The following is a 21998-nucleotide window of genomic DNA, read 5'->3' as shown; positions in this document are numbered from 1 at the left end:
CGCCGCTACTGTCGGACCGGTGAGCCAGCTGACGGAATCCCGCCATGTTAAGCCCTTGTTACACAATGTCTTTCGCTACGACGTTCCCGCCTCACTGGTCGTGTTCCTGGTGGCGCTGCCGCTGTCGATCGGCATCGCGGTGGCCTCCGGCGCCCCCGTGGTCGCGGGACTCATCGCCGCGATCGTCGGCGGCATCGTCTGCGCCGTCGTCGGTGGGTCACCGCTGCAGGTCAGCGGTCCCGCCGCAGGGCTGACCGTCGTCGTCGCCGAACTCGTCGCCCAGTTCGGCTGGAAGGCGACCTGCGCGATCACCGCCGCGGCGGGCGTCCTGCAGATCCTGTTGGGCCTCAGTCGCATCGCGCGCGCCGCACTGGCCATCGCGCCCATCGTGGTGCATGCGATGCTCGCGGGCATCGGGATCACCATCGCCCTGCAGCAGATCCACGTCCTCCTGGGCGGCGGACCGCGCAGCAGCGCCTGGGCCAACCTGACCGCACTACCCGGCGAGATCGCCACGCCACAGTGGTCGGAGGTGCTGATCGGCGGCATCGTCATTGCGATCATGCTGCTGTGGCGGTTCGTACCCGCCGGCATCCGTGTCGTGCCCGCAGCCCTGGTCGCGATCGTGGTCGCGACCGCCGCGAGCTACTCGCCCGGCTTGACCACCGACCGCATCGTCCTCGACGAATCGGTGATCGACGCCATCGGTCTTCCGTCGATGCCGCAGGGCTCGTGGAGTTCCATCGCCATGGCGGTCCTCACCGTGGCGCTCATCGCCAGCGTCGAGAGCCTGCTGTCGGCCAGCGCCGTCGACAAGATGCACGACGGCGAACGCACCGACTTCAACCGAGAACTCGTCGGCCAGGGCACGGCGAACGTGTCCTCCGGCCTACTCGGCGGACTGCCGATCACCGGCGTCATCGTCCGCAGCACCGCAAACGTCAGCGCAGGGGCCAAGACCCGGGCATCCGCGGCGCTGCACGGCGTCTGGCTCCTGCTGTTCTCGGTCTTCCTGGTCAACGTCGTCGAGATGATCCCCAACGCCGCCCTGGCGGGCCTGTTGATCGTCATCGGCGTGCAGCTGGTGAAGCTCGCGCACATCGACCTCGCCCGGCGGACGGGCGAACTGATCATCTACGGCGTCACGCTGCTCGCCGTCGTGTTCCTGAACCTGCTCGAAGGGGTCCTCATCGGGCTCGTCCTCGCCATCGCGATCGCCGCCTGGCGCATCGTCCGGGTGTCGATCGTCGCCGAGGACCTGACCAGCCGGATCGGGGCGGGCGGGCCGCCGCGCTGGCACGTCGCGATCACCGGCTCGTGCAGCTTCCTCGCGCTGCCCCGCCTGACCGCCGCCCTGGCGACCATTCCCCCGGGTGCGGAGACCTCGATCGACCTCAACGTCGACTACCTCGACCACGCCGCGCTCGACACGCTCGACGAGTGGATCAGGCAGCGCCGCGCGAACGGCGACGAGGTGACCGTGACCGAGACGGGCACCGCCCGAATGGAATTTGCGCACGCACGGCCACCACGCCGTGACACCGAGGGCCGGCGGGTGATCTCTGCGCTGCGCCAGATCTTGCCCCCGCAGTTCGCGGGCGGCGTGGGCCGCTTCAGCACCGGACTGGCACCGCTGCTGCGCGGCGACGCCAACGGTGCTGCAGCCGAACACGATCCGCACACGATGTTGCTGACGTGCGCCGACGCCCGGATCCTGCCGAACCTCATCACCGACAGCGCTCCCGGTGAGCTGCTGAACGTGCGCAACGTCGGCAACCTCGTCGGCGGGGATCTGTCGGTGGAGTCCGCGCTGAGCTATTCGGTGGAGCGCCTGTCGGTGTCGACCATTGCGATCTGCGGCCACTCCGGCTGCGACGCCATGCACGACCTGATGCACGGGGACGCCACGGGCTCCGTCGGTCGCTGGCTCGAGCTGGGGGCCGAGAGCCTCGCCGCGTTCCGCGACTACGACCCCGTGGCGAAGGCGGCAGCGGAGGCCGGCTTCACCGGGGCCGACCAGCTGAGCGTCGTCAACGTCGCCGTCCAGGTGCGGGCCGTGCAGCGCCATCCCCTGGTGGCCGAGCACCTCGCGCAGGGCACCGTGACGGTCGTCGGGCTGTTCCTCGACCTGGCCACCGCGCGGCTCTACCTCGTCGGTGCCGACGAGATCACCGAGATCGACCAGCGCGGTACCGGTGTCGCCGAAGTACGGGAGGTCGTCCGCTGAGATCCGCTGCGCAGTAATGTGTGCGCCGGATCACTCACCGGAGAGTATGAGGAGCACGCATGCCCGTAGTCGTCGTCGCCACCATGACCGCCAAGCCCGAATCCGTCGATGCGGTGCGCGAGGCGTGCACGACGGCGATCGAGGCGGTGCACTCCGAGCCCGGCTGTGAGCTGTACTCGCTGCACGAAGCCAACGGCACCTTCGTCTTCGTTGAGCAGTGGGCCGACGAAGAGGCGCTCAAGGTCCACAGCACCGCACCCGCGGTCGGGGCGCTGTTCGGCGCGATCGGCGAGCACCTTGACGGTGCCCCCGACATCAAGATGCTCGCGCCGGTGGTCGCAGGCGATCCCGCCAAGGGTCGACTGCGGCCCTGACGTGGCAGCCGCCAGCGGCCCGCTGACGGGCAAGGTCGCCTTCATCACCGGTGCCGCCCGCGGTCAGGGTCGCGCACATGCGGTGCGTCTGGCATCCGACGGCGCCGACGTCATCGCCGTCGACCTCTGCGATCAGATCGCCTCGGTGCCCTACCCGATGGCCACGGCCGACGACCTGGCCGCGACGGTCAAGCTGGTCGAGGACACCGGTGCGCGCATCGTGGCCACCCAGGCCGACGTGCGCGACCGCGATTCGCTCAAGACCGCGCTGCGGGCGGGCGTCGAGGAACTCGGCGGACGTCTGGACATCGTCGTCGCCAACGCGGGCATCGCCCCGATGGCCGGTGAGAACGCCTGGCACGACGTCATCGACGTCAACCTCACCGGCGTCCATCACACCGTCGACGTCGCGATGCGCCCGATGCTCAAGGCGGGCAACGGCGGAGCGATCGTCCTCATCAGCTCGGTCATGGGACTCGTCGGCCTGGGTTCGCCGTTCGCCGGCTCCATCGGCTACTCGGCGGCCAAGCACGGCGTCGTCGGGCTGATGCGGTCCTACGCCAATCTGCTGACGCCGCAGGGAATCCGGGTCAACTCGGTGCACCCGGCCGGGGTCAGGACGCCGATGATCGACAACGAGTTCACCCGCAAGTGGCTCAGCGAGATGACGGGCGCCGAGGAGGGTTCGCTGAACATGGCGAGCGCGGCGAACATGGAGACCGTCGAGCCCGAGGTCATCGCCGATGCCGTGGCGTGGTTGGTGTCCGATTCGGGCAGGCACATCTCGGGAGTCGCCCTGCCCGTCGACGACGGGTACGTCAACAAGCGCTAGGAGCCACGCACCATCTCGAGCGCGGCGTCGAGGATCGTCTCCTCCGACAGGAGCACCTGCAGCGCCGCGTCGCCGAGTGGGATGAAGCTGTCGTGGCTGGCGACCCGCGCCATCGCGCCGGTGAACCCGCCGTCGATCAGCGCCGTGAGCACGACCTCGCTGACGCCGCCGCTGCGCCTGGTCTCGTCGACCACCAGCACCCGGCCCGTCGTCGTGGCCTGTTCGAGGATGTCGCCGACCGGCAACGGGGCCAGCCAGCGGAGGTCCACCACCCGGGTTGCGACGCCGCAGGCGGCGAGGGTGCGGGCCGCCCGCAGGCTCATCGGCACCCCGTTGCCGAACGTGAGGATGGTCAGATCGCCGCCGTCGCCGTAGGTCCGTGCCCGGCCGATCGGGACGACGCCACCGGAATCGGCTGCCAGCCAGGCGTCGTCGCCGTCGGAATGGAGATCGCGCGTGTGGTAGAGCGCGATCGGCTCGAGGTACACGCAGACCAGTCCGGCGGCACGCGCGGCGACGACGCAGGACCGCAGCATCGCCGCGGCGTCGTCGGGCCGCGACGGCGAAGCAACGACCACTCCGGGAATGTCGCGGATCGCGGTGATCGAGTCGTCGTTGTGGAAGTGCCCGCCGAAGCCCTTCTGGTACCCGTAGCCGGCGATCCGCACCACCATGGGGTTGCGGTACTGACGATTCGAGAAGAACTGCAGCGTCGACCCCTCGCCGCGGATCTGGTCGGCGGCGTTGTGCAGGTAAGCCAGGTACTGGATCTCGGGTATGGGCAGCATCCCCGAGACACCCGCCCCCAGTGCGAGTCCCAGGATCGACTGCTCGTCGAGCAGGGTGTCGAAGACCCTCGCCGTCCCGAAGGCGGGTTGCAGTCCGCGGGTTACGCCGTAGACCCCACCCTTGCGAGCGACGTCCTCGCCGAACACCAGCGTGTCCCCGCACTCGGCCAGCACCTCGTGCAGGGCCCCGTTGATGGCCTGCGCCAAGGTGATCGGCGCGGTCTCGGCGCGGTCCGGCGCGGCGTGGGCGCTCGCCTCGGTGGCGGCGACCGCCTCGTCGAACGCCGTCCGCAGGGGTGCCATGACGGCCTCGGCGCTGTCGAGCTGCGGGAGTTCGGCGACCTCGCGGGCGATGTCGAGGACCCGAACGCGCTTCGCCTCGTAGGCATCGAGGACCTCGGACGGCGTGAGCACCCCCGCATCGACCAGCAGCCGCGCGGTGCCGAGCAGCGGGTCGCGCCCGTAGTCGCCGGTGATCTCGGCCGGTGTCCGGTAGGACGGCTCGTAGTCAGAGCCGGCGTGTCCCATCAGCCGTACCGTGGCCAAGTGCAGGAACGCCGGCCGACGCTGGGTCCGCGCGTATGCCGCCGCCTCAGCGGCGATCCGGAGGACCGCCGCCGGGTCGGTGCCGTCGACGGAGAAGTAGCGCAGCCCTTCGCGATTCGCGTAGGTCCGGGCGATCCAGCCCTGCGGTGTCCTGGTGCTGATGCCGATCCCGTTGTCCTCGCAGACCAGGAGCAGTGGCATCGGCAGGCCCTGGTACGCGGTGTGCATGGCGGCGTTGATGGCGCCCACCGCGGTCGAGTGATTGGCCGATGCATCGCCGAAACTGCACACCGCCAGCGCATCGCCGGGCCACGGGGAGTCGACGCCGAGCTTGCGCGCCCGCGCGATCGAGAACGCCACGCCCAGCGCCCGCGGCAGGTGCGAGGCAATGGTCGACGTCTGCGGGATGACGTTCAGGTCGTGGCGACCGAAGACCTTGTGCCGGCCACCGGAGATCGGCTCCTCGGTGGCTGCGACGAGTCCGAGCAGGACGTCGCGCACGGCGTCACTGCCCGCGACCTGCTGGGCGCGGGCCAGGAAGAAGCCGCCCGAACGATAGTGCAGCAGAGCGGGATCGGTGGGCCGCAGCGCCGCGGCCACCGCCGCGTTACTCTCGTGACCGGACGATCCGATGGTGTAGAAGCCCCTGCCCTTCGACCGCAGCCAGCGGGCGGCCAGGTCGAGGTGCCTGCTGCCGAGCTGCGCGTCGAAGACGTCCTCGTACTGCCGGCGCGAGAAGCCCTGCAGCAGTTCGACATTCGGTTCACGCGGCGCAGTCAGCGCGCCGACGGTCGCGGTGAAGAACTCGTCGATCGACTCGGCCACGTCGCGCGCCCTACCGCCCGCTCAGCGGAAGGCCTGCGTGCCGGTGAGGGCCTGCCCGATCATCAGGGTGTGCATCTCCACGGTGCCCTCGTAGGTGAGCACGGACTCGAGGTTGTTGGCGTGCCGCATCACGGGGTACTCGCCGGTGATGCCGCTGGCGCCGAGGATGGTGCGCGACGTCCGCGCGATCTCGATGGCCTCGCGCACGTTGTTGAGCTTGCCGAGGCTCACCTGTTCGGGCAGCAGGCCGACGGTGTCCTTGGTGCGACCGAGGTGCAGCGCCAGCAGGAACGCCTTACCGTACTCGAGCGTCATGTCGGCGAGCTTCTGCTGCGTCAGCTGGAACCCGCCGATGGGCCGATCGAACTGCGTGCGCGACTGGCTGTAGGCCAGCGCCGTCTCGAGGCAGTCCCGCGCCGCACCCACCGCGCCGAAGACGATCCCGAAGCGCGCCTCGTTGAGGCAGCTCAACGGTGCCCGCAAACTGGTCGCCCCGGGCAGGCGGGCGCTGTCCTGGAGGCGGACGTCCTCCAGGACCAGTTCGCTGGTGACCGATGCGCGCAGCGACATCTTGTTCTTGATCGTGTTGGCGGTGAACCCTGGGGTGTCGGTCGGGACGGCGAAGCCGCGCACGCCGTCGTCGCTGCGGGCCCACACGATCGCCACGTCGGCCACCGAACCGTTGGTGATCCACATCTTCGACCCGTTGAGGATCCAGTCGTCCCCCGACCGGGTGGCACGGGTCCGCATGCCGGCGGGGTCGGATCCGAAGTCGGGCTCGGTCAGCCCGAAGCAACCGATCTTGCGCCCCTCTGCCATCTCGGGGAGCCACTGCTGCTTCTGCTCTTCGCTGCCGAACTCGTGCAGCGCGAACATCGCGAGCGATCCCTGCACGCTGACCAGGGAGCGGATGCCGGAGTCGCCGGCCTCCAGTTCGAGACAGGCCAGGCCGTAGGCGGTCGCCGACGTCCCCGCGCAGCCGTACCCCTCGAGGTGCATGCCGAGCAGGCCGAGCTGGCCGAGTTCCACGGCGAGATCCCGGACCGGCAGTTCGCCGGCCTCGTACCACCCGGCGACCTCGGGGGCGATGCGACTCTTGACCAGCGCGCGCACGGTGTCGCGCATCTGCCGTTCCTCGTCGTCGAGCAGGCCGTCGACCCCGAAGAGAACGTCGGGAGTGGTGGGACCGGGCTGCTGCGATGCTTGTCGGGACACGGCTCCACTCTACGGTCGCAGCACGTGCCGCGACGTGGAGTCGGACCTACCGGATCAGTCGATTTCGAGGATCGTCGGCACGATCATCGGCTGCCTGCGGTAGACCTCGCCGACCCACTTGCCGACCGCCCGACGGACCGCCTGGGCGATGCGCGCCGGATCGGTGACGTGCTCCTTGGTGAGGGACTCCATGGCTTCCTCCACCTTGCGGGTCGCCGGTTCGAGCGCCTTGGGATCCTCCGAGAAGCCACGCGAGTGCAGATGCGGCTGACCGACGAGCTTGCCGGTCCCCCGTCGCACCGCGAGGGTAATCGCGATGAAACCCGAAGCGAGCGTGAGCCTCTCGCCGAGCGTGGTGTCGCCCACGTCCCCGGTGACGAGACCGTCGACGAACATCTTGCCCACCGGGACCGCGCCCGCGATGGAGACGGCGCCGTGGACCAGGTCGACGCTGACGCCGTTCTCAGCCAGCATCACGTTCTTCTCGGGTACGCCGCTGAGCACGGCGAGTTTCGCGTTCGCCCGCAGGTGCCGCCAGGTGCCGTGCACCGGCATGACGTTGCTGGGCCGGACCCCGTTGTAGAGGAACATCAGTTCGCCGGCGTAGGCGTGGCCGGTGACGTGCACGCGCGCCTGGGCGTTGGTGACGACGCGGGCGCCGATCTTCGACAGCGCGTCGATGACGCCGTACACCGCCTCCTCGTTGCCGGGGATGAGCGACGACGACAGGATGATCAGGTCGCCGTCGGTCAACGTGATGCTGCGGTGTTCGCCGCGCGACATGCGGGACAGCGCCGCCATCGGCTCGCCCTGGGTGCCGGTGGTGACCAGCACGATCCGGTCGGCGGGCATCATCTCGGCCGCCGCGATGTCGATGACGTCGTCGGGCGAGACGGTGAGGTAGCCCAGCTCCCGCGCGATGCCCATGTTGCGCACCATGGAGCGGCCGACGAACGAGACCTTGCGACCCAGGGCCGTCGCCGCGTCGACGATCTGCTGCACCCGGTCGACGTTGGATGCGAAGCACGCCACGATCACCCGTCCGTCCGCGCCGCGGATCAGCCGGTGCAGGGTGGGGCCGATCTCGCTCTCCGACGGGCTGACACCGGGGTGTTCGGCATTCGTCGAGTCGCAGAGGAACAGGTCGACGCCCTCGCCGCCGAGGCGGGACATACCTGGAAGATCGGTGGGCCTGCCGTCCAGCGGCATCTGGTCGAGCTTGATGTCGCCGGTCGCCAGGACCGTGCCCGCGCCGGTACGCACGGCGATCGCCAGGCATCCGGGGATCGAGTGGTTGACCGCGAAGTATTCGCACTCGAAGACGCCGTGCGTGGTGCGCTGGCCCTCGGCGACCTCGATCATGACCGGCTTGATGCGGTGCTCGCGGCACTTCTCCGCGACCAGCGCCAGCGTGAACTTGCTGCCGACGATCGGCACGTCGCGGCGCAGCTTGAGCAGGTGCGGGATGGCGCCGATGTGGTCTTCGTGCGCGTGGGTGATCACCACGGCCTCGACCTCGTCGAGACGGTCCTCGACCAGGCGCAGGTCCGGCAGGATCAGGTCGACGCCGGGTTCGTCGTGGTTGGGGAACAGCACCCCGCAGTCGACGATCAGCAGGCGGCCGAGATGCTCGAAGAGCGTCATGTTGCGGCCGATCTCGCCGATGCCGCCGAGCGCGGTGACGCGCAGCCCGCCCGGCGCCAACGGCCCCGGCGGCGTCAGCGGTGCGCTGGGGGCCGTCACGTCAGCACCGAGGCGGCGCGCAGGTCGGCGGCCAGTTCCTCGAGTTGAGAGTCGGTCGCGGGAACCTGCGGGAGCCGGGGATTGCCGGTGTCGATGCCCAAGAGACGTAGTCCTGCCTTCGCCATCGTCACGCCACCCAGACGGGTCTGCGCGTCGTTCAGTCTGCCGAGCGCGACGTGGTACTTCCGCGCGGTGCCGACGTCGCCGGAGGCGAACGCCGACCACATGCCGCGCAGTTGGCTCGCCGCGACGTGACCCCACACGCTGATGAAGCCCGTCGCGCCCATCGCCAGCCACGGCAGGTTCAGCGCGTCGTCGCCCGAGTAGTACGCGATGCCGGTCTCGGCCATGATCATCGCGCCGCCGTGCAGATCGCCCTTCGCGTCCTTGATGGCCGCGATGTTCGGGTGCCCAGCCAGCGTGCGGATGGTGTCCCACTCGATGGGCACGACCGACCGCGGCGGGATGTCGTAGAGGACGTTGGGCAGCGCGGTGGCGTCGGCGACCGCGGTGAAGTGCGCGATCAGGCCGGCCTGCGGCGGCCGCGAGTAGTAGGGGGTCACGACCAGCAGGCCGTGGGCACCCTCCCCCTCGCAGGCCTTGGCGAGGTGCACGCTGTGCGCGGTGTCGTAGCTGCCGGCACCGGCGATGACGCGGGCGCGGTCGCCGACGGCGTCGAGCACGGCGGCGAGCAGTGCGATCTTCTCGTCGTCGCTGGTGGTCGGCGACTCACCGGTGGTCCCGGAGACGACCAGCCCGTCGCACCCGGCGTCGACCAGGTGGGTGGCGACCTTCTTCGCGACGGCCAGATCGACGGAGCCGTCCGGGCCGAACGGCGTCACCATCGCAGTCAGCACGGTGCCCAACCGTGCATGCGCGTCGAATCCGCTGGTGGTCACGGGGTCGAGATTACCCGGCTGCCGTCGGCGGACCGGTGCGGCGGTACCCAGAGTCCGGTCATCCCATCAGCACGCCCGCGCGCCGCATCGCGGTGGAGATGTTCTCGAAGTCGATGGCGACGTGCGCGCGGGCCAGTGCGTCGGCGTCGTCGCCTCGGCCCGCGGCGATGGCCTCGACGAGTTCGACGTGCTCGTGCAGCGAGCGCAACTCCATGTCGCGCATGGTCGACGGCTCCCCCCACACGTGGGCGGGGGCGCCGATGCTGACCGAGGACTCCAGGTCGAGCAGCACCTGCTTGAGCACGGCATTGTGGGCGGCGTCCATGATCGCGAGGTGCAGCCTGCTGTCGGCCTGCTGTGCGGCCAGCCCGCTGGCGGCGTTCCGGTAGTCCTCGAGCATGACGTGCAGACCTGCCACGTCGTCGTCGGACCGCGATTCGGCCGCAGCGCGACACACCGCCCCGTGCATTCGGCAGATCGCGTCGCAGCGGTCGCGCAGCTCGGCCAACCGCATCACGAGGGTGCGGCCGACCGCGGCGGTCGACGACTCGGGCCACTGGTCGACGACGTAGGAGCCTCCGCCACGGCCTCGGCGCGTCTCGAGCAGACCGCGGTCGACCAGTCGGGCCAGCGCCGTGCGCACCGTCATCCGGCCGACCCGGAGGGCCGCGGCGAGGTCGCGTTCGACGGGCAGCCGTGCTCCGGGCAGGTATTCGCCGATCGCGATCGCGGTGACGAGGCGATCGGTGATCTCGTCGGCCCGTGACGGCATGATCAGCTGACGGGTGAGGAGTCCGTGCCGGTTCGGCGGCGGCGCGGTGCTGGCGTCGGCCATGTCCTGATCATCACCTCCTCTCGCTACCGGAATGTTAATTGTCTGTTTTGGTCTTGCAAGGAGACCTTTACGGGTCCATGCTGATCGCCATGCAGGTCACCGAGCACACCGTGCCGTTCCGCGACCACGAAACCTGGGTCCGCAGCACCACTCCCGACGTCGCCGTCGACGGGGCGTGGCCGCTCATCGTGCTGCACGGCGGACCCGGCATGGCCCACGACTACGTGCGCAACATCGCCGAACTCGCCGACCAGACCGGCCGCCAGGTCGTCCACTACGACCAGCTCGGGTGCGGCAGGAGCACCCACCTGCCGCAGGCCCCGGCCGACTTCTGGACGCCGGAGCTGTTCGTCGACGAGTTCCACGCCGTCCGCGCCGCACTGGGGATCGACCGGTACCACGTGCTCGGCCAGTCGTGGGGCGGCATGCTCGGAGCGGAGATCGCGGTCCGCCGACCCGACGGGCTCGCCTCGCTGTCGATCTGCAACTCCCCCGCGTCGATGGCGCTGTGGATGGCGGCCGCCGCGGAACTGCGCGCCCAGCTGCCCGAGGACACCCAGCGCGCGCTGGACCGCCACGAGGCCGCGGGCACCATCGCCGACCCCGAGTACGTCGCCGCGACGCAGGAGTTCTACGTGCGGCACGTGTGCCGCGTGACGCCCATGCCCCGGGACTTCGTCGACAGCGAGCAGCAGATGGAGGCGGAGCCGACCGTCTACCACACGATGAACGGGCCCAACGAGTTCCACGTCCTGGGCACCCTGCGGTCCTGGACGATCGTCGATCGCCTCGACCGGGTCGACGCGCCGACCCTGGTGGTCGCCGGTGAGTTCGACGAGGCGACCCCGGCGACGTGGGCGCCCTTCGCCGAGCGCATCCCCGGCGCCCGCAGCCACGTCTTCGCGGGCGCGAGCCACTGCACCCACCTCGAGCAGCCCGACGAGTTCAGGGCGGTCATCGCCGACTTCCTCGCCGAACACGACACTCCCGCACACGACGACACGGCCCCGGCCCAGGCCTGACCCGCACCACCACTCCCGCACGACCCACGCACGAGACAGGACCCACCCATGTCTGACTCCGACATCAAGGCCACCGACGACATCAAGGCCAACGAGCGCGAACTCGAATCATTCGGCTACACACAGGAACTGAAGCGCTCGGTCTCCACCTTCGACCTGCTGGTCTACGGCCTGGTGTTCATGGTGCCCATCGCGCCGTGGGCGATCTTCGGCACCGTTTACAACAGCGCGTCGGGCATGGTGCCGCTGGTCTACGTGATCGGGCTGGTGGCGATGGTGTTCACCGCACTGGCCTACTCGCAGATGGCCAAGTCGTTCCCCCTGGCCGGTTCGGTGTTCTCCTACGTGGGCCGCGGCATCCATCCCGGCGCCGGGTTCTTCGCCGGATGGGCGATCCTGCTCGACTACCTGCTGGTGCCGACGCTGCTCTACGTCTTCGCTGCCGAGTCGATGATCGGCCTGTTCCCCGGTACGCCGCGCTGGCTGTGGGCAGTCGTGTTCGTCGTGGTCAACACCCTCATCAACCTGGCGGGCATCGGGTCGCTGAAGATCGCCAACCGGGTGTTCCTCGCCATCGAGCTGGTGTTCGTCGTCGTCTTCGTCGTGATCGCGGTCCGGGCCATCAACGGCCAGTCGCTGCCCAACGTCGGCTGGAGCACCGCACCGATCTGGAACCCCGAGACGGTCAGCGCTCCCCTGCTGGCCGCCGCGCTGTCCATCGCGGTCCTGAGCTTCCTCGGCTTCGACGGCATCTCGACGCTCGCCGAGGAGTCGACCGGCCGGAAGAACCCGGCGGGCCGGGCCATGATCATCGCGCTGTTCGTCGTGGCGACCCTGTTCGTCACCCAGACGTGGCTGGCGAGCCTGCTCGCCGGCGGCCGGGAGTCTTTCAGCGACGACGAGATGGGCAACGCGTTCTTCACCCTCGTCCAGGCGGCGTCGAACACGGGCTGGATGAACGCGTTCTTCGCGGTCAACGTGATGGCCGTCGGCTTCGCCAACGCGATGGCCGCCCAGGCCGCGACCAGCCGCCTGCTGTACTCGATGAGCCGCGACAGGCAGCTGCCGGCGTTCCTGTCGAAGATCAGCAGCCGTCAGGTGCCGATGGCCGCCCTGCTGTTCGTCAGCGCGATCAGCCTGGTGCTGGTGCTGTTCTTCGTCGGCCAGATCGGCCTGATCTCCTCGCTGGTGAACTTCGGCGCGCTGTTCGGCTTCTGCCTGCTGCACGTGTCGGTGGTCTGGTACTACGTGGTGCGCCAGAAGTCGAAGAACTACCTGCTGCACCTGGTGGTGCCGGTCCTGGGCTTCGTGATCATCGCCTACGTGCTGTTCAACGCCGACGTGCTCGCGAAGATCGGCGGCCTGGTGTGGCTGGTCCTCGGCGCGATCGTGTTCGGGGTGAACGTGGTGCGCGGCCGCGGGGTGCCCCAGTTCTCCGACGAGACGACGAAGGGATAGCGGCCTAGGGTTCCGGGCATGAGCCCGTCCCTGGCGTCCCGACTGCTCGACGTCATCTCCGACGACGTCCTGCCACTCACCGAACGCGGCGTCGCCGACGGCAACAAGGTGTTCGGTGCGGCGATCCTGCGCAAGTCGGACCTGTCGCTGGTGGTGGCCGGCACCAACGCCGAGACCCGGAACCCGCTGCTGCACGGCGAGATCAGCACGCTCAACGCGTTCTACGAACTCCCGACCCGGCCGCCGGCGGCAGAGCTGCTCTTCCTGACGACGCACGAGCCGTGCACCCTGTGCATGTCGGCCATCACCTGGGCGGGCTTCGACAACTACTACTACTTCTACAGCCACGTCGACTCCCGGGACAGCTTCGAGATACCGCACGACCTGGTGATCCTCAAGGAGGTCTTCGGCCTCGAGCCCGGGGGCTACCGCCGGAGCAACGCGTTCTGGACCGCTCGTGCGATCACCGCGCTGATCGACGACGAGGACGAACCACTGCGCAGCCGGCTGGCCGAGCGGGCCGACGGGTTGCGTGCCCGCTACGACGAGCTGTCCCGCCGGTATCAGGACACCAAGGGCGACAACGACATTCCGTTGGCCTGAGACGCGGCCACGGCACAGCGGGTATGCAGGGACCATGAATCTTCGACCCGTTCGCCGCCCCGTCGACGGGGACGTCGACGCCACCTTCGGACCGCAGTACGAGACCGCCGACGGCACCGTCGTCATCCCGGTGTCGAATCCGGTGGGCATCTTCGTGGTGAAGGACGGCAGGTCCAGCTGGCGGCCTGCGACCGACGACACCCGGATCGCACTGGCGGGAATCCTCGTCGGCCTCGTCGCGACCTCGCTTCTCGGCGTCACCATGTTGCGCCGCCCGCCGTGGCCGGACCTCTACGGCGAGGTGTCGAAGCGGATTTGAGGCCTACAGCGCCACCCGCAACGCATCCACCAGGTCGCCGCGCTCCCCCACCACCACGTCGGCGAGTCCGAGCCACGACGCCATCGAGCACAACTCGACGGCCAGCGCCGCGGCGACGTGCATCGCGTCCTGACCCGGCTCGGCGAAGGCGCCCACCACGTGCAACTCGCCACGCAGGCGCTCCGCCTTCAGGTCGACGCGACCCACCAGCCGTCCGTCGAGGAGGAAGGGCCACACGTAGTACCCGTACTGCCGCTTCGGAGCCGGCGTGTAGATCTCGATGCGGTAGTGGAAGCCGAACAGCCGCTCGAGCCGAGGCCGGAAGAAGACGAGCGGGTCGAACGGGCACAGCAGCGCCGTGCCACGGTCGCGGCGCGCCACCGTCTGGCCTGCCCGCAGGTACGCCGGTGCACTCCACCCGTCCACTTCGACCGGTTCGAGTTCGCCCTCGGCGACCAGCGCGGCGATGGCGGGCTTCGCCTGCTTGGCGCCCAGCCGGAAGTAGTCGCGGATGTCGGTCTCGGTGGCCAGGCCCAGCGCGGTGGCGGCGCGCAACGTCAACTCGCGCAGCGCCTCGTCGTCGCCGACCCCGCGCGCCACCACCTCTGCGGGGAGGACCCGTTCGGTCAGGTCGTAGTGCCGAGCGAAGCCGACGCGGGTCGCCGTCGTCAGCACGCCGGACGCCCACAGCGCCTCGGCGACCCACTTGGTGTCGCTGCGGTCCCACCACGGACCCTTGCGCCCCCGCGGTTCCGATTCCAGGTGCGCCTCGATCTGCCCTGCCGTCGCGGGTCCGAGTTCGGTGACGGCGGCGACGACGTCCTCGGCGAGTTTGGCGTTCTTCCGGACGATCTCGGTGCCCCACCGGCCGTGCTCGTACTCCCGCATCCGCCATCGCATCAGCGGCCAGTCGTCGACCGACATCAGCGCGGCCTCGTGCGCCCAGTATTCGACGAGCAGCCGCGGCGACCGCACGCTGTGGCTCCACGCCGCCCGGTCCAGGACGTCGCGGTCGTACGGGCCGAGGCGGCTGAAGACCGGCGCGTAGTGCGCGCGGACCGACACCGACACCGAGTCCAGCTGCAGCACCTGCAGGCGCGACACGAGTCGGCGCAGGTGCGCGCGGGTCACCGGTCCCGAGGGCTTCGGTTCGGCGAAGCCCTGCGCGGCGACGGCGGTGCGCCGCGCCGCGTCGGCACTGAGCCTCGTCATGCCCTGACGTAGCTGGAGAAGCGGTACCGCACGCCCGAGGCGCTGGTCAGCCAGTCGCCGTCGGTGCACACCCACTGTTCGTCGAGCACGGGTGCCACCGCGTCGTCGTCCTCGCGGGGCAGGTCGACGTCGACCTCGGTGACTTCGCACCGCGTCGCCCGTGGCAGCGCCGCCACGTAGATCCGTGCCCCACCGATCACCCAGGTGTCGGGTTCGGTCAACGCCGCCTCGAGGTCCCCCACCACCGTCGCTCCATCCGCCACGAAGTCACCCTGCCGCGTCACCACGACGTTCCTGCGTCCCGGCAGCGGACGCACCGTCGCCGGCAACGAGTCCCAGGTCAGCCGTCCCATGACCACGGTCTGACCGAGCGTCAGCTCCTTGAAGCGCGCCTGGTCCTCGGGCAAGCGCCAAGGAATGCCGCCGTCGCGGCCGATCACCCCGGAGGTGGACTGGGCCCAGATCAGTCCCACGTCACGCCCACCGCTCACACGGCCACCGGAGCCTTGATGCCCGGGTGCGGGTCGTAGTTCACGATCGCCACGTCGTCATAGGTGTAGTCGAAGATCGAATCACGTTGTGCGAGAACGAGTTTCGGATAGGGCCGAGGGTCGCGGCTGAGCTGCAGCGTCACCTGGTCGACGTGGTTGTCGTAGACGTGGCAGTCGCCGCCGGTCCAGACGAACTCGCCGACCGCGAGTCCCGCCTGTGCGGCCATCATGTGCGTCAGCAGCGCGTAGCTGGCGATGTTGAACGGCACGCCGAGGAACAGATCGGCGCTGCGCTGGTAGAGCTGGCACGACAGCTTCCCGTCGGCGACGTAGAACTGGAAGAACGCGTGGCACGGCGGCAGCGCCATCCGGGGGATCTCGCCGACGTTCCATGCCGAGACGATGTTGCGCCGCGAGTCGGGGTCGCGCCTCATCAGGTCGAGGGCGGCACTGATCTGGTCGATGTGCTCACCCGACGGCGTCGGCCACGAGCGCCACTGCACGCCGTAGACGGGACCGAGATCGCCGGTGTCGCTGGCCCATTCGTCCCAGATCGTGACGCCGTGCTCCTGCAGCCAGGCGACGTTGGAGTCGCCGCGCAGGAACCACAGCAGTTCGTAGATCACCGACTTGAGATGCACCTTCTTGGTGGTGATCAGCGGGAAGCCGGCGGTGAGGTCGTAACGCAGCTGGTGACCGAACAGGCTGCGCGTGCCGGTACCGGTGCGGTCCGCCTTGGGCGTCCCGGTCTCGAGGACGAGCCTCAGGAGATCCTCGTACGGAGTCGGAATCGGCGCGGCGTTCGGCACTCGATCAGCTTACGTCGGAGGCCGGGGAGTAGAACGGACAGCATGCCGACGATCAACGACGTCATCACCACGCCCGACGGGGCCTGCCCCGTCACCCTCAGCACCCCGGACGGCGACGGTCCGTGGCCCGGTGTCGTGCTCTACCCGGACGCCGGCGGTACCCGGCAGACGTTCGTCGACATGGCCGAGAAGCTGGCGGGACTCGGCTACGCGGTCCTCGTGCCCGACGTCTACTACCGCGACGGCGACTGGGCACCGTTCGACATGGAGACGGTGTTCAGCGACACGGACGAGCGCAAGCGCCTGTTCGGGATGATCGCGCAGATCACCCCGCAGATCATGGCGAGCGACGCCGGCGCGTTCTTCGGTTACCTGGAGGCACGGCCCGAGGTGAGCGGCACCAGCTTCGGCACGACCGGCTACTGCATGGGCGGCCGCACGTCGCTCGTCGTCGCGGGACGGCTCCCGGACCGGGTCGCCGCGGCCATGTCGTTCCACGGTGGCGGTCTGGTGACCGACGACGCCGACAGCCCGCACCTGTTCGCCGACGCGATCTCCGCGACGGTCTACGTCGGCGGCGCCACGGACGACGCGTCGTTCACCCCCGAGCAGGCCGAGACGCTGGACAAGGCGCTCACCGCTGCCGGCGTCGAGCACACCATCGAGTTCTACGATGCCGCACACGGATTCGCCGTCCCCGACAACGGTCCGTTCGACGAGGTCGCCGCCGAGCGGCATTGGCGCGCGATGGAGAGCGTGTTCGGCGCCGCGTTGCGCTGAGTGCGTTTCGACGACCTGTTTTGCCACGTCGTGGCCCGGTAGGCGACGATTGGCGCGTGTACGACCAGACGTTCTCCGAATCCGACGCTCACGACGCGGGTTTCCGCATCGATCCCGTGCTCGCCCGCAGCTGGCTGCTGGTCAACGGCGCGCAGTACGAGCGGTTCGCGCCCGCGGCGCACTCCCGCGCGGACATCGTGGTCCTCGACATCGAGGACGCGGTGGCGCCGAAGGACAAGGTGGCGGCCCGTGACAACGTCACGCGCTGGTTGGGCGAGGGCAAGTCCGACTGGGTCCGGATCAACGGCTTCGGCACCCCGTGGTGGGCCGACGACCTGGAGACGCTCGCGAGCACCTCCATCGGCGGCGTGATGCTGGCGATGGTCGAGTCGGTCGACCACGTCACCGAGACCGCGAAGCGCATCCCGGGTGTGCCGATCGTCGCGCTCGTCGAGACCGCCCGCGGGCTGGAGCGCATCACCGAGATCGCCGCCACGAAGGGCACGTTCCGCCTGGCGTTTGGCATCGGTGACTTCCGCCGCGACACCGGCTTCGGGGAGAACCCGGCGACGCTGGCCTACGCCCGTTCGCGTTTCACCATCGCGGCGAAGGCCGCGCACCTGCCCAGCGCCATCGATGGGCCGACGGTCGGGTCGAGCGCCCTGAAGCTCAGCGAGGCCACCGCGGTGTCGGCCGAGTTCGGCATGACCGGCAAGATCTGTCTGACGCCCGATCAGTGCTCCACCGTGAACGAGGGCCTGTCCCCGTCCCAGGAGGAGATCAGTTGGGCGAAGGAGTTCTTCGCCGAGTTCCAGCGCGATGGCGGCGAGATCCGCAACGGCTCGGACCTTCCCCGCATCGCGCGGGCGACGAAGATCCTCGAACTCGCCAAGTCCTACGGCATCCACGAGTCGGAGTTCGGCGACGACGAAGGTCACGTGGCCGCGCCGTCGGACACCTACCACTACTAGTCGCGGGCGCGGTTCACCGTGCGTAGCGCGCGCACGATGCCTCGACTGGCGTAGATCCCCGCCACCACCGACGCCAGGATCATCACGATGAACATGAGCAGCCAGTTGGTGCGGCCGTGCGGGACGTTCCACCACACGATGGTGAACAGGATGCCGCAGAGGAACAGCACGATGTCGCGCCAGTTGCCCTGATACGACGTCGCGATCTCGCGCATCGACCGGCTCTTGTCGATGCCGGCGATGATGTCGTCGATGCGGAGGTCGATGACCCGCTGCAGTTCCGCCCGGCGTTCGGTCTGCTCGGGCGGCAGGCTCTCGAGGAGTTCCATGTCCTTCTTGATGGTGCCGCGCAGGTCCGGCGGACGCAGGTTCCCGGCGGCCACGCCCAGCAGCGCGCCGCCGGCGATGGGCGCGCCGGCGAGGGCGAGTTCGGCAAATCCAGGCATGCGGCTCCTCCGTCAGTGCGGCGAGACTCGACCGTAGCGGAGACCAGCGTCCTCGACGGGCGCTACTGCGCGAGGAAGCCGCCGTCGACGGGTAAGACGGCACCGGTGATGAACGAGGCCTCCTCCGAGGCGAGGAACGCGATGGCGCGGGCGACCTCGGCCGGCTCGCCGAGGCGACCCATCGGGTGCTGGGCCCGAACCGTAGCCAGGTAGTCGGCGCCGCCGGGCTCGTCCTGCATCTGGACGACCCGCTCGGTTCGTATCGTCCCGGGGGCGACGGCGTTCACCCTGATGCCGTGGTCGGCCCACTCGACCGCGAGGTGCATGGTCAGGCCGGTCGCGACGAACTTCGCGGGACCGTAGGCCGCCTGCCGCTTCTGCCCGGCCATGCCGGAGATCGAGGAGAGGCAGACGATGGCGCCGCCCCCGGTCGTCACCATCGCGTCGATCGCGAACTTGCAGGTGAGGAACATGCCGCGCCCGTCGATGGCCATGATCTCGTCCCAGTCCGCAACCGTCACCTCCATCGCGTCGCCGAGGGAGATGATCCCGGCATTGGCGACCAGCACGTCGAGGCGGCCGAAGCGGTCGATGGCCGCGGCGATCATCCGTCGCGCGTCGTCCTCGATCGACACGTCCCCGACGACGGTCTCGACCTCGACCCCCTGTTCCCGGAGCCCGTCGGCGAGTGCGAGCAGCGGCTCCCGTCGGACGTCGGTCAGCACCAGCCGGGCACCCTCGCGCGCGAACTGTTCTGCGGTCGCACGTCCGATGCCCATGGCCGCGCCGGTGATCACCGACGACTTGCCCTGCAGGCGTCCCGGTTCTGCGGTCATGCGCGTTCCCCCATCGGCTCAGTCCATCAGTTGGGCGGCGACCGTCGCGCCGAGGTTCCAGCACGCGTCGACGTCGGCCGCGCTCGGCCTGCCGGAGACGACGACGTCGGCGGCCGCCCGGACCCAGCCCAACCCGGAGGTGATGCCGGTCAGGGCCCGCTCCGCGCCCTCGGTTCCCTCGTTGCCGTGCAGGTAGACCCCGAAGGGTCGCCCCCGACCCGCGTCGAGCAGCTGGTAGTACGACTGGTCGAAGGCGTGCTTGAGCGCGCCGCTGAGGTACCCGAGGTTGACCGGCGTGCCCAGCACGTACCCGTCCGCGGCGAGCATGTCGACGGGCGACACGGTGAGCGCGGGGCGGCGCATCACCTCGACACCCTGGATCTCGGGCGCGGTGGCGCCGGCGACGACCGCCTCGAGCATCTCCTGGCAGTGCGGGCTCGGGGTGTGGTGGACGACGAGCAGCGTCCGGTTCACTGCGGCGTCTCGCGCGCGGTGCGCTCCATCTCGACGGTCTTCTTCATCGTCTCCCTGGCCCGACCGCGGTCTCCGGCGTAGTCGTAGGCGCGGGCCAGCCGGTACCAGCGACGCCAGTCGTCGGGGGCCGCCTCGACCTCGGCCTTGACGTCTTGGAACAGGGCGTCCGCCGCGTCGCGCTCGATCCTCCCCGACGGTCTGCGCGGCAGCTCGCTGACGTCGAGTTCCAGGCCCTCCTCGCGCATCTGGCGTGCCAGTCGCTGGTGGGTGAACCCGGCGCGCAGCGTGGCCACCATCGCCCACAGCCCGATGAACGGCATGATGAAGATCGCGGCGCCCAGGCCGATCGCGGCCGGCTTGCCCGAGGTGACGAGCAGGACCCCCGCACGTCCGAGCAGGACGAAGTAGACGAGCAACGCCACACACATGAACGCGATGAAGATCTGGATGCGCAGGGCGCGTGCGCCGTCGGAGGTCGCCATGGGCTCAGAGGTCGAGCAGTGGCTCGATGCCGACGGTGAGGCCGGGCCGTTTCGCGACGTGCCGCACCGCGAGCAGGACGCCGGGTACGAACGACGTCCGGTCCAGGCTGTCGTGCCGGATGGTGAGCGTCTCGCCCCGAGTGCCGAACAGCACCTCCTGGTGGGCGACCAGGCCGGCGAGCCGCACCGAGTGCACGGGAACGCCGTCGACGTCGGCGCCGCGAGCGCCCTCGATGCCGGTGCTCGTCGCATCCGGGTTGGGCGGCAGCCCCTTTCGCGCCTCCGCGATGAGTCGAGCGGTGCGAGCCGCGGTGCCCGACGGCGCGTCCGCCTTCTGCGGGTGGTGCAGTTCGATGATCTCGACCGACTCGAAGAAGCGCGCCGCCTGCCTGGCGAACTGCATCGAGAGCACCGCCCCGATGGCGAAGTTGGGGGCGATGAGCACCGCCACGCCGGGCGCCGCCTCGAGCCACTCGCGCACCTGGGCGATGCGCTCGTCGGTGAACCCCGTGGTCCCGACGACGGCGTGGATGCCGTGATCGACGAGGAACTTCAGGTTGTCCATGACGACGCTCGGGTGGGTGAAGTCGACGACCACGGCGGTGTCGGTGTCGACGAACGCGTGCAGCGAGTCGTCCGCGTCGACACCCGCGGTGAACACCAGGTCTTCGGCGGACTCGACGCCGTCGACGATGGTGGCCCCGACCTTGCCCTTGGCGCCCAGCACTCCGACTCGCATGCGACGAGCCTAGTGGGCGCGGAGTCGGCATTCGCGAACCGCCGTCTACCACCGGGACAGGCCATAGCATCGCCTACGTGCACGATGCCAAGATCCTGATCACGGGGCCCACCGGCCAGGTGGCGGCTCCCCTCGCCCTCGCACTCGCCCGCGACAACGAGGTGTGGGGAATCGCCCGGTTCACCGACCACCGTGCGCGGGAGACGTTGCAGCAGGCCGGGATCCGTTGCGAGACGGTCAACCTCGCCGCGGGCGACTTCAGCGCGCTACCGGCCGACTTCGACTACGTGATCAACCTCGCCGTCGCGAAGAGCGGGCGATGGGACAAGGACCTGGCTGCGAACGCCGAGTCGGTCGGCCTGCTCATGGCGCACTGCCGGGAGGCGAAGGCGTTGCTGCACTGCTCGTCGGCCGCCGTCTACGACCCACCCGACGACGAGCCCCGCACCGAACGCTCGGCCCTCGGCGACAACCACAAGCCGATGCTCCCGACCTACTCGATCTCGAAGATCGCCGGCGAGGTCGTGGCGCGGACGATGGCGCGCGCGCTGGACCTTCCGACCGTCATCGCTCGGCTCAACGTGCCCTACGGCGACAACGGCGGCTGGCCGTTCTTCCACATGGAGATGATGCTCGCGGGCACCCCCATCCCGGTGCCGCCCGGCGGTCCGGCCCGCTACAACCCCATCCACGAGGACGACGTGATCGCCACCGTCCCGAAGCTGCTGGCCGCCGCATCGGTTCCCGCGACCACGGTCAACTGGTGCGGCGAGCAGACGGTGAGCCTGCAGGAGTGGTGCACGTTCATCGGCGAACTCGTCGGCCGCGAGCCGGAGTTCGTCGAGTCCGATCAGGCGCTGCGCGGCGGACCCACGGACGTCACGCTGATGAATGAACTCGTGGGCGGCACTTCCGTCGACTGGCGGGACGGCATCCGCCGCATGGTCGCCGCCTTCCACCCGGAACTCGTCCGCGCCTGAGCGTCCCCTTCTTCAGCGAGTGTCCACTTATGTGCGCCTTCCGGCTCGTGACCGTGACGTAAGTGGACACTCGAGGACTGGAAGAGCCTGAG

The 21998-nt window shown here is 69.6% G+C and carries 23 protein-coding genes; 10 read left to right on the top strand and 13 right to left on the bottom strand.

Going from position 1 to position 21998, the window contains the following annotated elements; genetic code table 11:
* Window positions 1–55: 55 nt before the first annotated feature.
* The 3 genes from G6N64_RS17485 to G6N64_RS17475 are packed head-to-tail and all read left to right on the top strand — an operon-like array spanning window position 56 to window position 3433.
* Complete coding sequence (locus G6N64_RS17485) at window positions 56–2227, top strand: SulP family inorganic anion transporter (protein WP_163798225.1); 2172 nt, start codon at window positions 56–58, stop codon at window positions 2225–2227.
* Between the two features lie 59 nt (window positions 2228–2286).
* On the top strand, window positions 2287–2601 hold the full coding sequence (locus tag G6N64_RS17480) for a putative quinol monooxygenase (protein ID WP_163798223.1): 315 nt from the start codon (window positions 2287–2289) through the stop codon (window positions 2599–2601).
* A 1-nt stretch (window position 2602) separates the two neighbouring features.
* Window positions 2603–3433 (top strand): mycofactocin-coupled SDR family oxidoreductase, encoded by an 831-nt coding sequence (locus tag G6N64_RS17475; RefSeq protein WP_163798221.1) that lies wholly within the window; start codon window positions 2603–2605, stop codon window positions 3431–3433.
* Here the strand turns inward: G6N64_RS17475 and G6N64_RS17470 are convergent.
* The 5 genes from G6N64_RS17470 to G6N64_RS17450 form a co-directional block, all read right to left on the bottom strand.
* Complete coding sequence (locus tag G6N64_RS17470; protein WP_163798219.1) at window positions 3430–5592, bottom strand: thiamine pyrophosphate-dependent enzyme; 2163 nt, start codon at window positions 5590–5592, stop codon at window positions 3430–3432. The two genes, G6N64_RS17475 and G6N64_RS17470, sit on opposite strands and share 4 nt — an antisense overlap.
* Window positions 5593–5613: 21 nt before the next feature.
* Entirely contained in the window at window positions 5614–6807 is a 1194-nt protein-coding gene (locus G6N64_RS17465) for an acyl-CoA dehydrogenase family protein (protein WP_264002238.1), read from the bottom strand.
* Between the two features lie 54 nt (window positions 6808–6861).
* Complete coding sequence (locus tag G6N64_RS17460) at window positions 6862–8550, bottom strand: ribonuclease J (protein WP_163798217.1); 1689 nt, start codon at window positions 8548–8550, stop codon at window positions 6862–6864.
* On the bottom strand, window positions 8547–9395 hold the full coding sequence (dapA, locus tag G6N64_RS17455; protein ID WP_246231272.1) for a 4-hydroxy-tetrahydrodipicolinate synthase: 849 nt from the start codon (window positions 9393–9395) through the stop codon (window positions 8547–8549). Before dapA ends, G6N64_RS17460 begins: the two co-directional genes overlap by 4 nt.
* A 112-nt stretch (window positions 9396–9507) precedes the next feature.
* Window positions 9508–10284: a FadR/GntR family transcriptional regulator gene (locus G6N64_RS17450; RefSeq protein ID WP_163798213.1), complete on the bottom strand. Its 777-nt coding sequence runs from the start codon at window positions 10282–10284 to the stop codon at window positions 9508–9510.
* A 77-nt stretch (window positions 10285–10361) separates the two neighbouring features.
* Here G6N64_RS17450 and G6N64_RS17445 point away from each other — a divergent pair, with 77 nt between their 5' ends.
* Genes G6N64_RS17445 through G6N64_RS17430 form a run of 4 tightly spaced genes read left to right on the top strand, consistent with a single transcriptional unit; the run spans window position 10362 to window position 13686 of the window.
* The gene (locus G6N64_RS17445; protein ID WP_163798211.1) at window positions 10362–11306 is read left to right on the top strand and encodes a proline iminopeptidase-family hydrolase; all 945 of its coding nucleotides are present in this window, start codon (window positions 10362–10364) and stop codon (window positions 11304–11306) included.
* 48 nt (window positions 11307–11354) lie between these two features.
* Window positions 11355–12764 carry an APC family permease gene (locus G6N64_RS17440; RefSeq protein ID WP_163798209.1) on the top strand — a complete coding sequence of 470 codons (1410 nt, stop codon included), beginning with the start codon at window positions 11355–11357 and terminating at the stop codon, window positions 12762–12764.
* An 18-nt stretch (window positions 12765–12782) separates the two neighbouring features.
* Window positions 12783–13367 carry a nucleoside deaminase gene (locus tag G6N64_RS17435; protein WP_163798208.1) on the top strand — a complete coding sequence of 195 codons (585 nt, stop codon included), beginning with the start codon at window positions 12783–12785 and terminating at the stop codon, window positions 13365–13367.
* 34 nt (window positions 13368–13401) lie between these two features.
* Window positions 13402–13686 (top strand): hypothetical protein, encoded by a 285-nt coding sequence (locus G6N64_RS17430; protein WP_163798206.1) that lies wholly within the window; start codon window positions 13402–13404, stop codon window positions 13684–13686.
* A 3-nt stretch (window positions 13687–13689) separates the two neighbouring features.
* On the opposite strand, the gene G6N64_RS17425 is transcribed toward G6N64_RS17430, so the two are convergent.
* Genes G6N64_RS17425 through G6N64_RS17415 form a run of 3 tightly spaced genes read right to left on the bottom strand, consistent with a single transcriptional unit; the run spans window position 13690 to window position 16198 of the window.
* Window positions 13690–14898, bottom strand: coding sequence for a winged helix-turn-helix domain-containing protein (locus G6N64_RS17425; protein ID WP_163798204.1), 1209 nt, complete (start codon window positions 14896–14898; stop codon window positions 13690–13692).
* Window positions 14895–15371 (bottom strand): dihydrofolate reductase, encoded by a 477-nt coding sequence (locus tag G6N64_RS17420; RefSeq protein ID WP_246230691.1) that lies wholly within the window; start codon window positions 15369–15371, stop codon window positions 14895–14897. The genes G6N64_RS17425 and G6N64_RS17420 overlap by 4 nt, the downstream gene beginning before the upstream one ends.
* Before the next feature lie 14 nt (window positions 15372–15385).
* Window positions 15386–16198 carry a thymidylate synthase gene (locus G6N64_RS17415; RefSeq protein ID WP_163798199.1) on the bottom strand — a complete coding sequence of 271 codons (813 nt, stop codon included), beginning with the start codon at window positions 16196–16198 and terminating at the stop codon, window positions 15386–15388.
* A 42-nt stretch (window positions 16199–16240) separates the two neighbouring features.
* On the opposite strand from G6N64_RS17415, the gene G6N64_RS17410 reads away from it, so the two are divergent.
* Both G6N64_RS17410 and G6N64_RS17405 read left to right on the top strand, forming a co-directional pair.
* A complete protein-coding gene (locus G6N64_RS17410) occupies window positions 16241–16978 on the top strand; it encodes a dienelactone hydrolase family protein (protein WP_163798197.1) in 738 nt (245 codons plus the stop codon).
* 56 nt (window positions 16979–17034) lie between these two features.
* A complete protein-coding gene (locus G6N64_RS17405) occupies window positions 17035–17949 on the top strand; it encodes an HpcH/HpaI aldolase/citrate lyase family protein (RefSeq protein ID WP_163798195.1) in 915 nt (304 codons plus the stop codon).
* On the opposite strand, the gene G6N64_RS17400 is transcribed toward G6N64_RS17405, so the two are convergent.
* From G6N64_RS17400 to dapB, 5 genes are all read right to left on the bottom strand, one after another.
* The gene (locus G6N64_RS17400; RefSeq protein ID WP_163798193.1) at window positions 17946–18395 is read right to left on the bottom strand and encodes a hypothetical protein; all 450 of its coding nucleotides are present in this window, start codon (window positions 18393–18395) and stop codon (window positions 17946–17948) included. The two genes, G6N64_RS17405 and G6N64_RS17400, sit on opposite strands and share 4 nt — an antisense overlap.
* 62 nt (window positions 18396–18457) lie before the next feature.
* Entirely contained in the window at window positions 18458–19231 is a 774-nt protein-coding gene (locus tag G6N64_RS17395; protein WP_163798191.1) for an SDR family NAD(P)-dependent oxidoreductase, read from the bottom strand.
* Window positions 19232–19249: 18 nt separating this feature from the next.
* Entirely contained in the window at window positions 19250–19705 is a 456-nt protein-coding gene (locus G6N64_RS17390; RefSeq protein ID WP_163798189.1) for a flavodoxin family protein, read from the bottom strand.
* Window positions 19702–20187, bottom strand: coding sequence for a hypothetical protein (locus G6N64_RS17385; RefSeq protein ID WP_163798186.1), 486 nt, complete (start codon window positions 20185–20187; stop codon window positions 19702–19704). Before G6N64_RS17385 ends, G6N64_RS17390 begins: the two co-directional genes overlap by 4 nt.
* A 4-nt stretch (window positions 20188–20191) precedes the next feature.
* A complete protein-coding gene (dapB, locus tag G6N64_RS17380; RefSeq protein ID WP_163798184.1) occupies window positions 20192–20926 on the bottom strand; it encodes a 4-hydroxy-tetrahydrodipicolinate reductase in 735 nt (244 codons plus the stop codon).
* Between the two features lie 77 nt (window positions 20927–21003).
* Here dapB and G6N64_RS17375 point away from each other — a divergent pair, with 77 nt between their 5' ends.
* Window positions 21004–21906 carry an NAD-dependent epimerase/dehydratase family protein gene (locus G6N64_RS17375; protein WP_163798183.1) on the top strand — a complete coding sequence of 301 codons (903 nt, stop codon included), beginning with the start codon at window positions 21004–21006 and terminating at the stop codon, window positions 21904–21906.
* Window positions 21907–21998 lie beyond the last annotated feature (92 nt).

The sequence above is a fragment of the Mycolicibacterium sediminis genome, from assembly GCF_010731735.1.
Classification (GTDB): Bacteria; Actinomycetota; Actinomycetes; order Mycobacteriales; family Mycobacteriaceae; genus Mycobacterium; species Mycobacterium sediminis.
The sequence above is the reverse complement of the archived record's forward strand: the minus strand, read 5'-3'. Positions and strand labels throughout refer to the sequence as shown.

Excerpts from the sequence above, each read along its gene's own strand:
- G6N64_RS17480 (WP_163798223.1), top strand. The coding sequence starts at position 2,287 with ATGCCCGTAGTCGTCGTCGCCACCATGACCGCCAAGCCCGAATCCGTC.
- dapA (WP_246231272.1), bottom strand. The coding sequence starts at position 9,395 with ATGGTGACGCCGTTCGGCCCGGACGGCTCCGTCGATCTGGCCGTCGCG.
- G6N64_RS17450 (WP_163798213.1), bottom strand. The coding sequence starts at position 10,284 with ATGGCCGACGCCAGCACCGCGCCGCCGCCGAACCGGCACGGACTCCTC.
- G6N64_RS17445 (WP_163798211.1), top strand. The coding sequence starts at position 10,362 with ATGCTGATCGCCATGCAGGTCACCGAGCACACCGTGCCGTTCCGCGAC.
- G6N64_RS17440 (WP_163798209.1), top strand. The coding sequence starts at position 11,355 with ATGTCTGACTCCGACATCAAGGCCACCGACGACATCAAGGCCAACGAG.
- G6N64_RS17435 (WP_163798208.1), top strand. The coding sequence starts at position 12,783 with ATGAGCCCGTCCCTGGCGTCCCGACTGCTCGACGTCATCTCCGACGAC.
- G6N64_RS17430 (WP_163798206.1), top strand. The coding sequence starts at position 13,402 with ATGAATCTTCGACCCGTTCGCCGCCCCGTCGACGGGGACGTCGACGCC.
- G6N64_RS17425 (WP_163798204.1), bottom strand. The coding sequence starts at position 14,898 with ATGACGAGGCTCAGTGCCGACGCGGCGCGGCGCACCGCCGTCGCCGCG.
- G6N64_RS17410 (WP_163798197.1), top strand. The coding sequence starts at position 16,241 with ATGCCGACGATCAACGACGTCATCACCACGCCCGACGGGGCCTGCCCC.
- G6N64_RS17400 (WP_163798193.1), bottom strand. The coding sequence starts at position 18,395 with ATGCCTGGATTTGCCGAACTCGCCCTCGCCGGCGCGCCCATCGCCGGC.
- G6N64_RS17395 (WP_163798191.1), bottom strand. The coding sequence starts at position 19,231 with ATGACCGCAGAACCGGGACGCCTGCAGGGCAAGTCGTCGGTGATCACC.
- G6N64_RS17385 (WP_163798186.1), bottom strand. The coding sequence starts at position 20,187 with ATGGCGACCTCCGACGGCGCACGCGCCCTGCGCATCCAGATCTTCATC.
- dapB (WP_163798184.1), bottom strand. The coding sequence starts at position 20,926 with ATGCGAGTCGGAGTGCTGGGCGCCAAGGGCAAGGTCGGGGCCACCATC.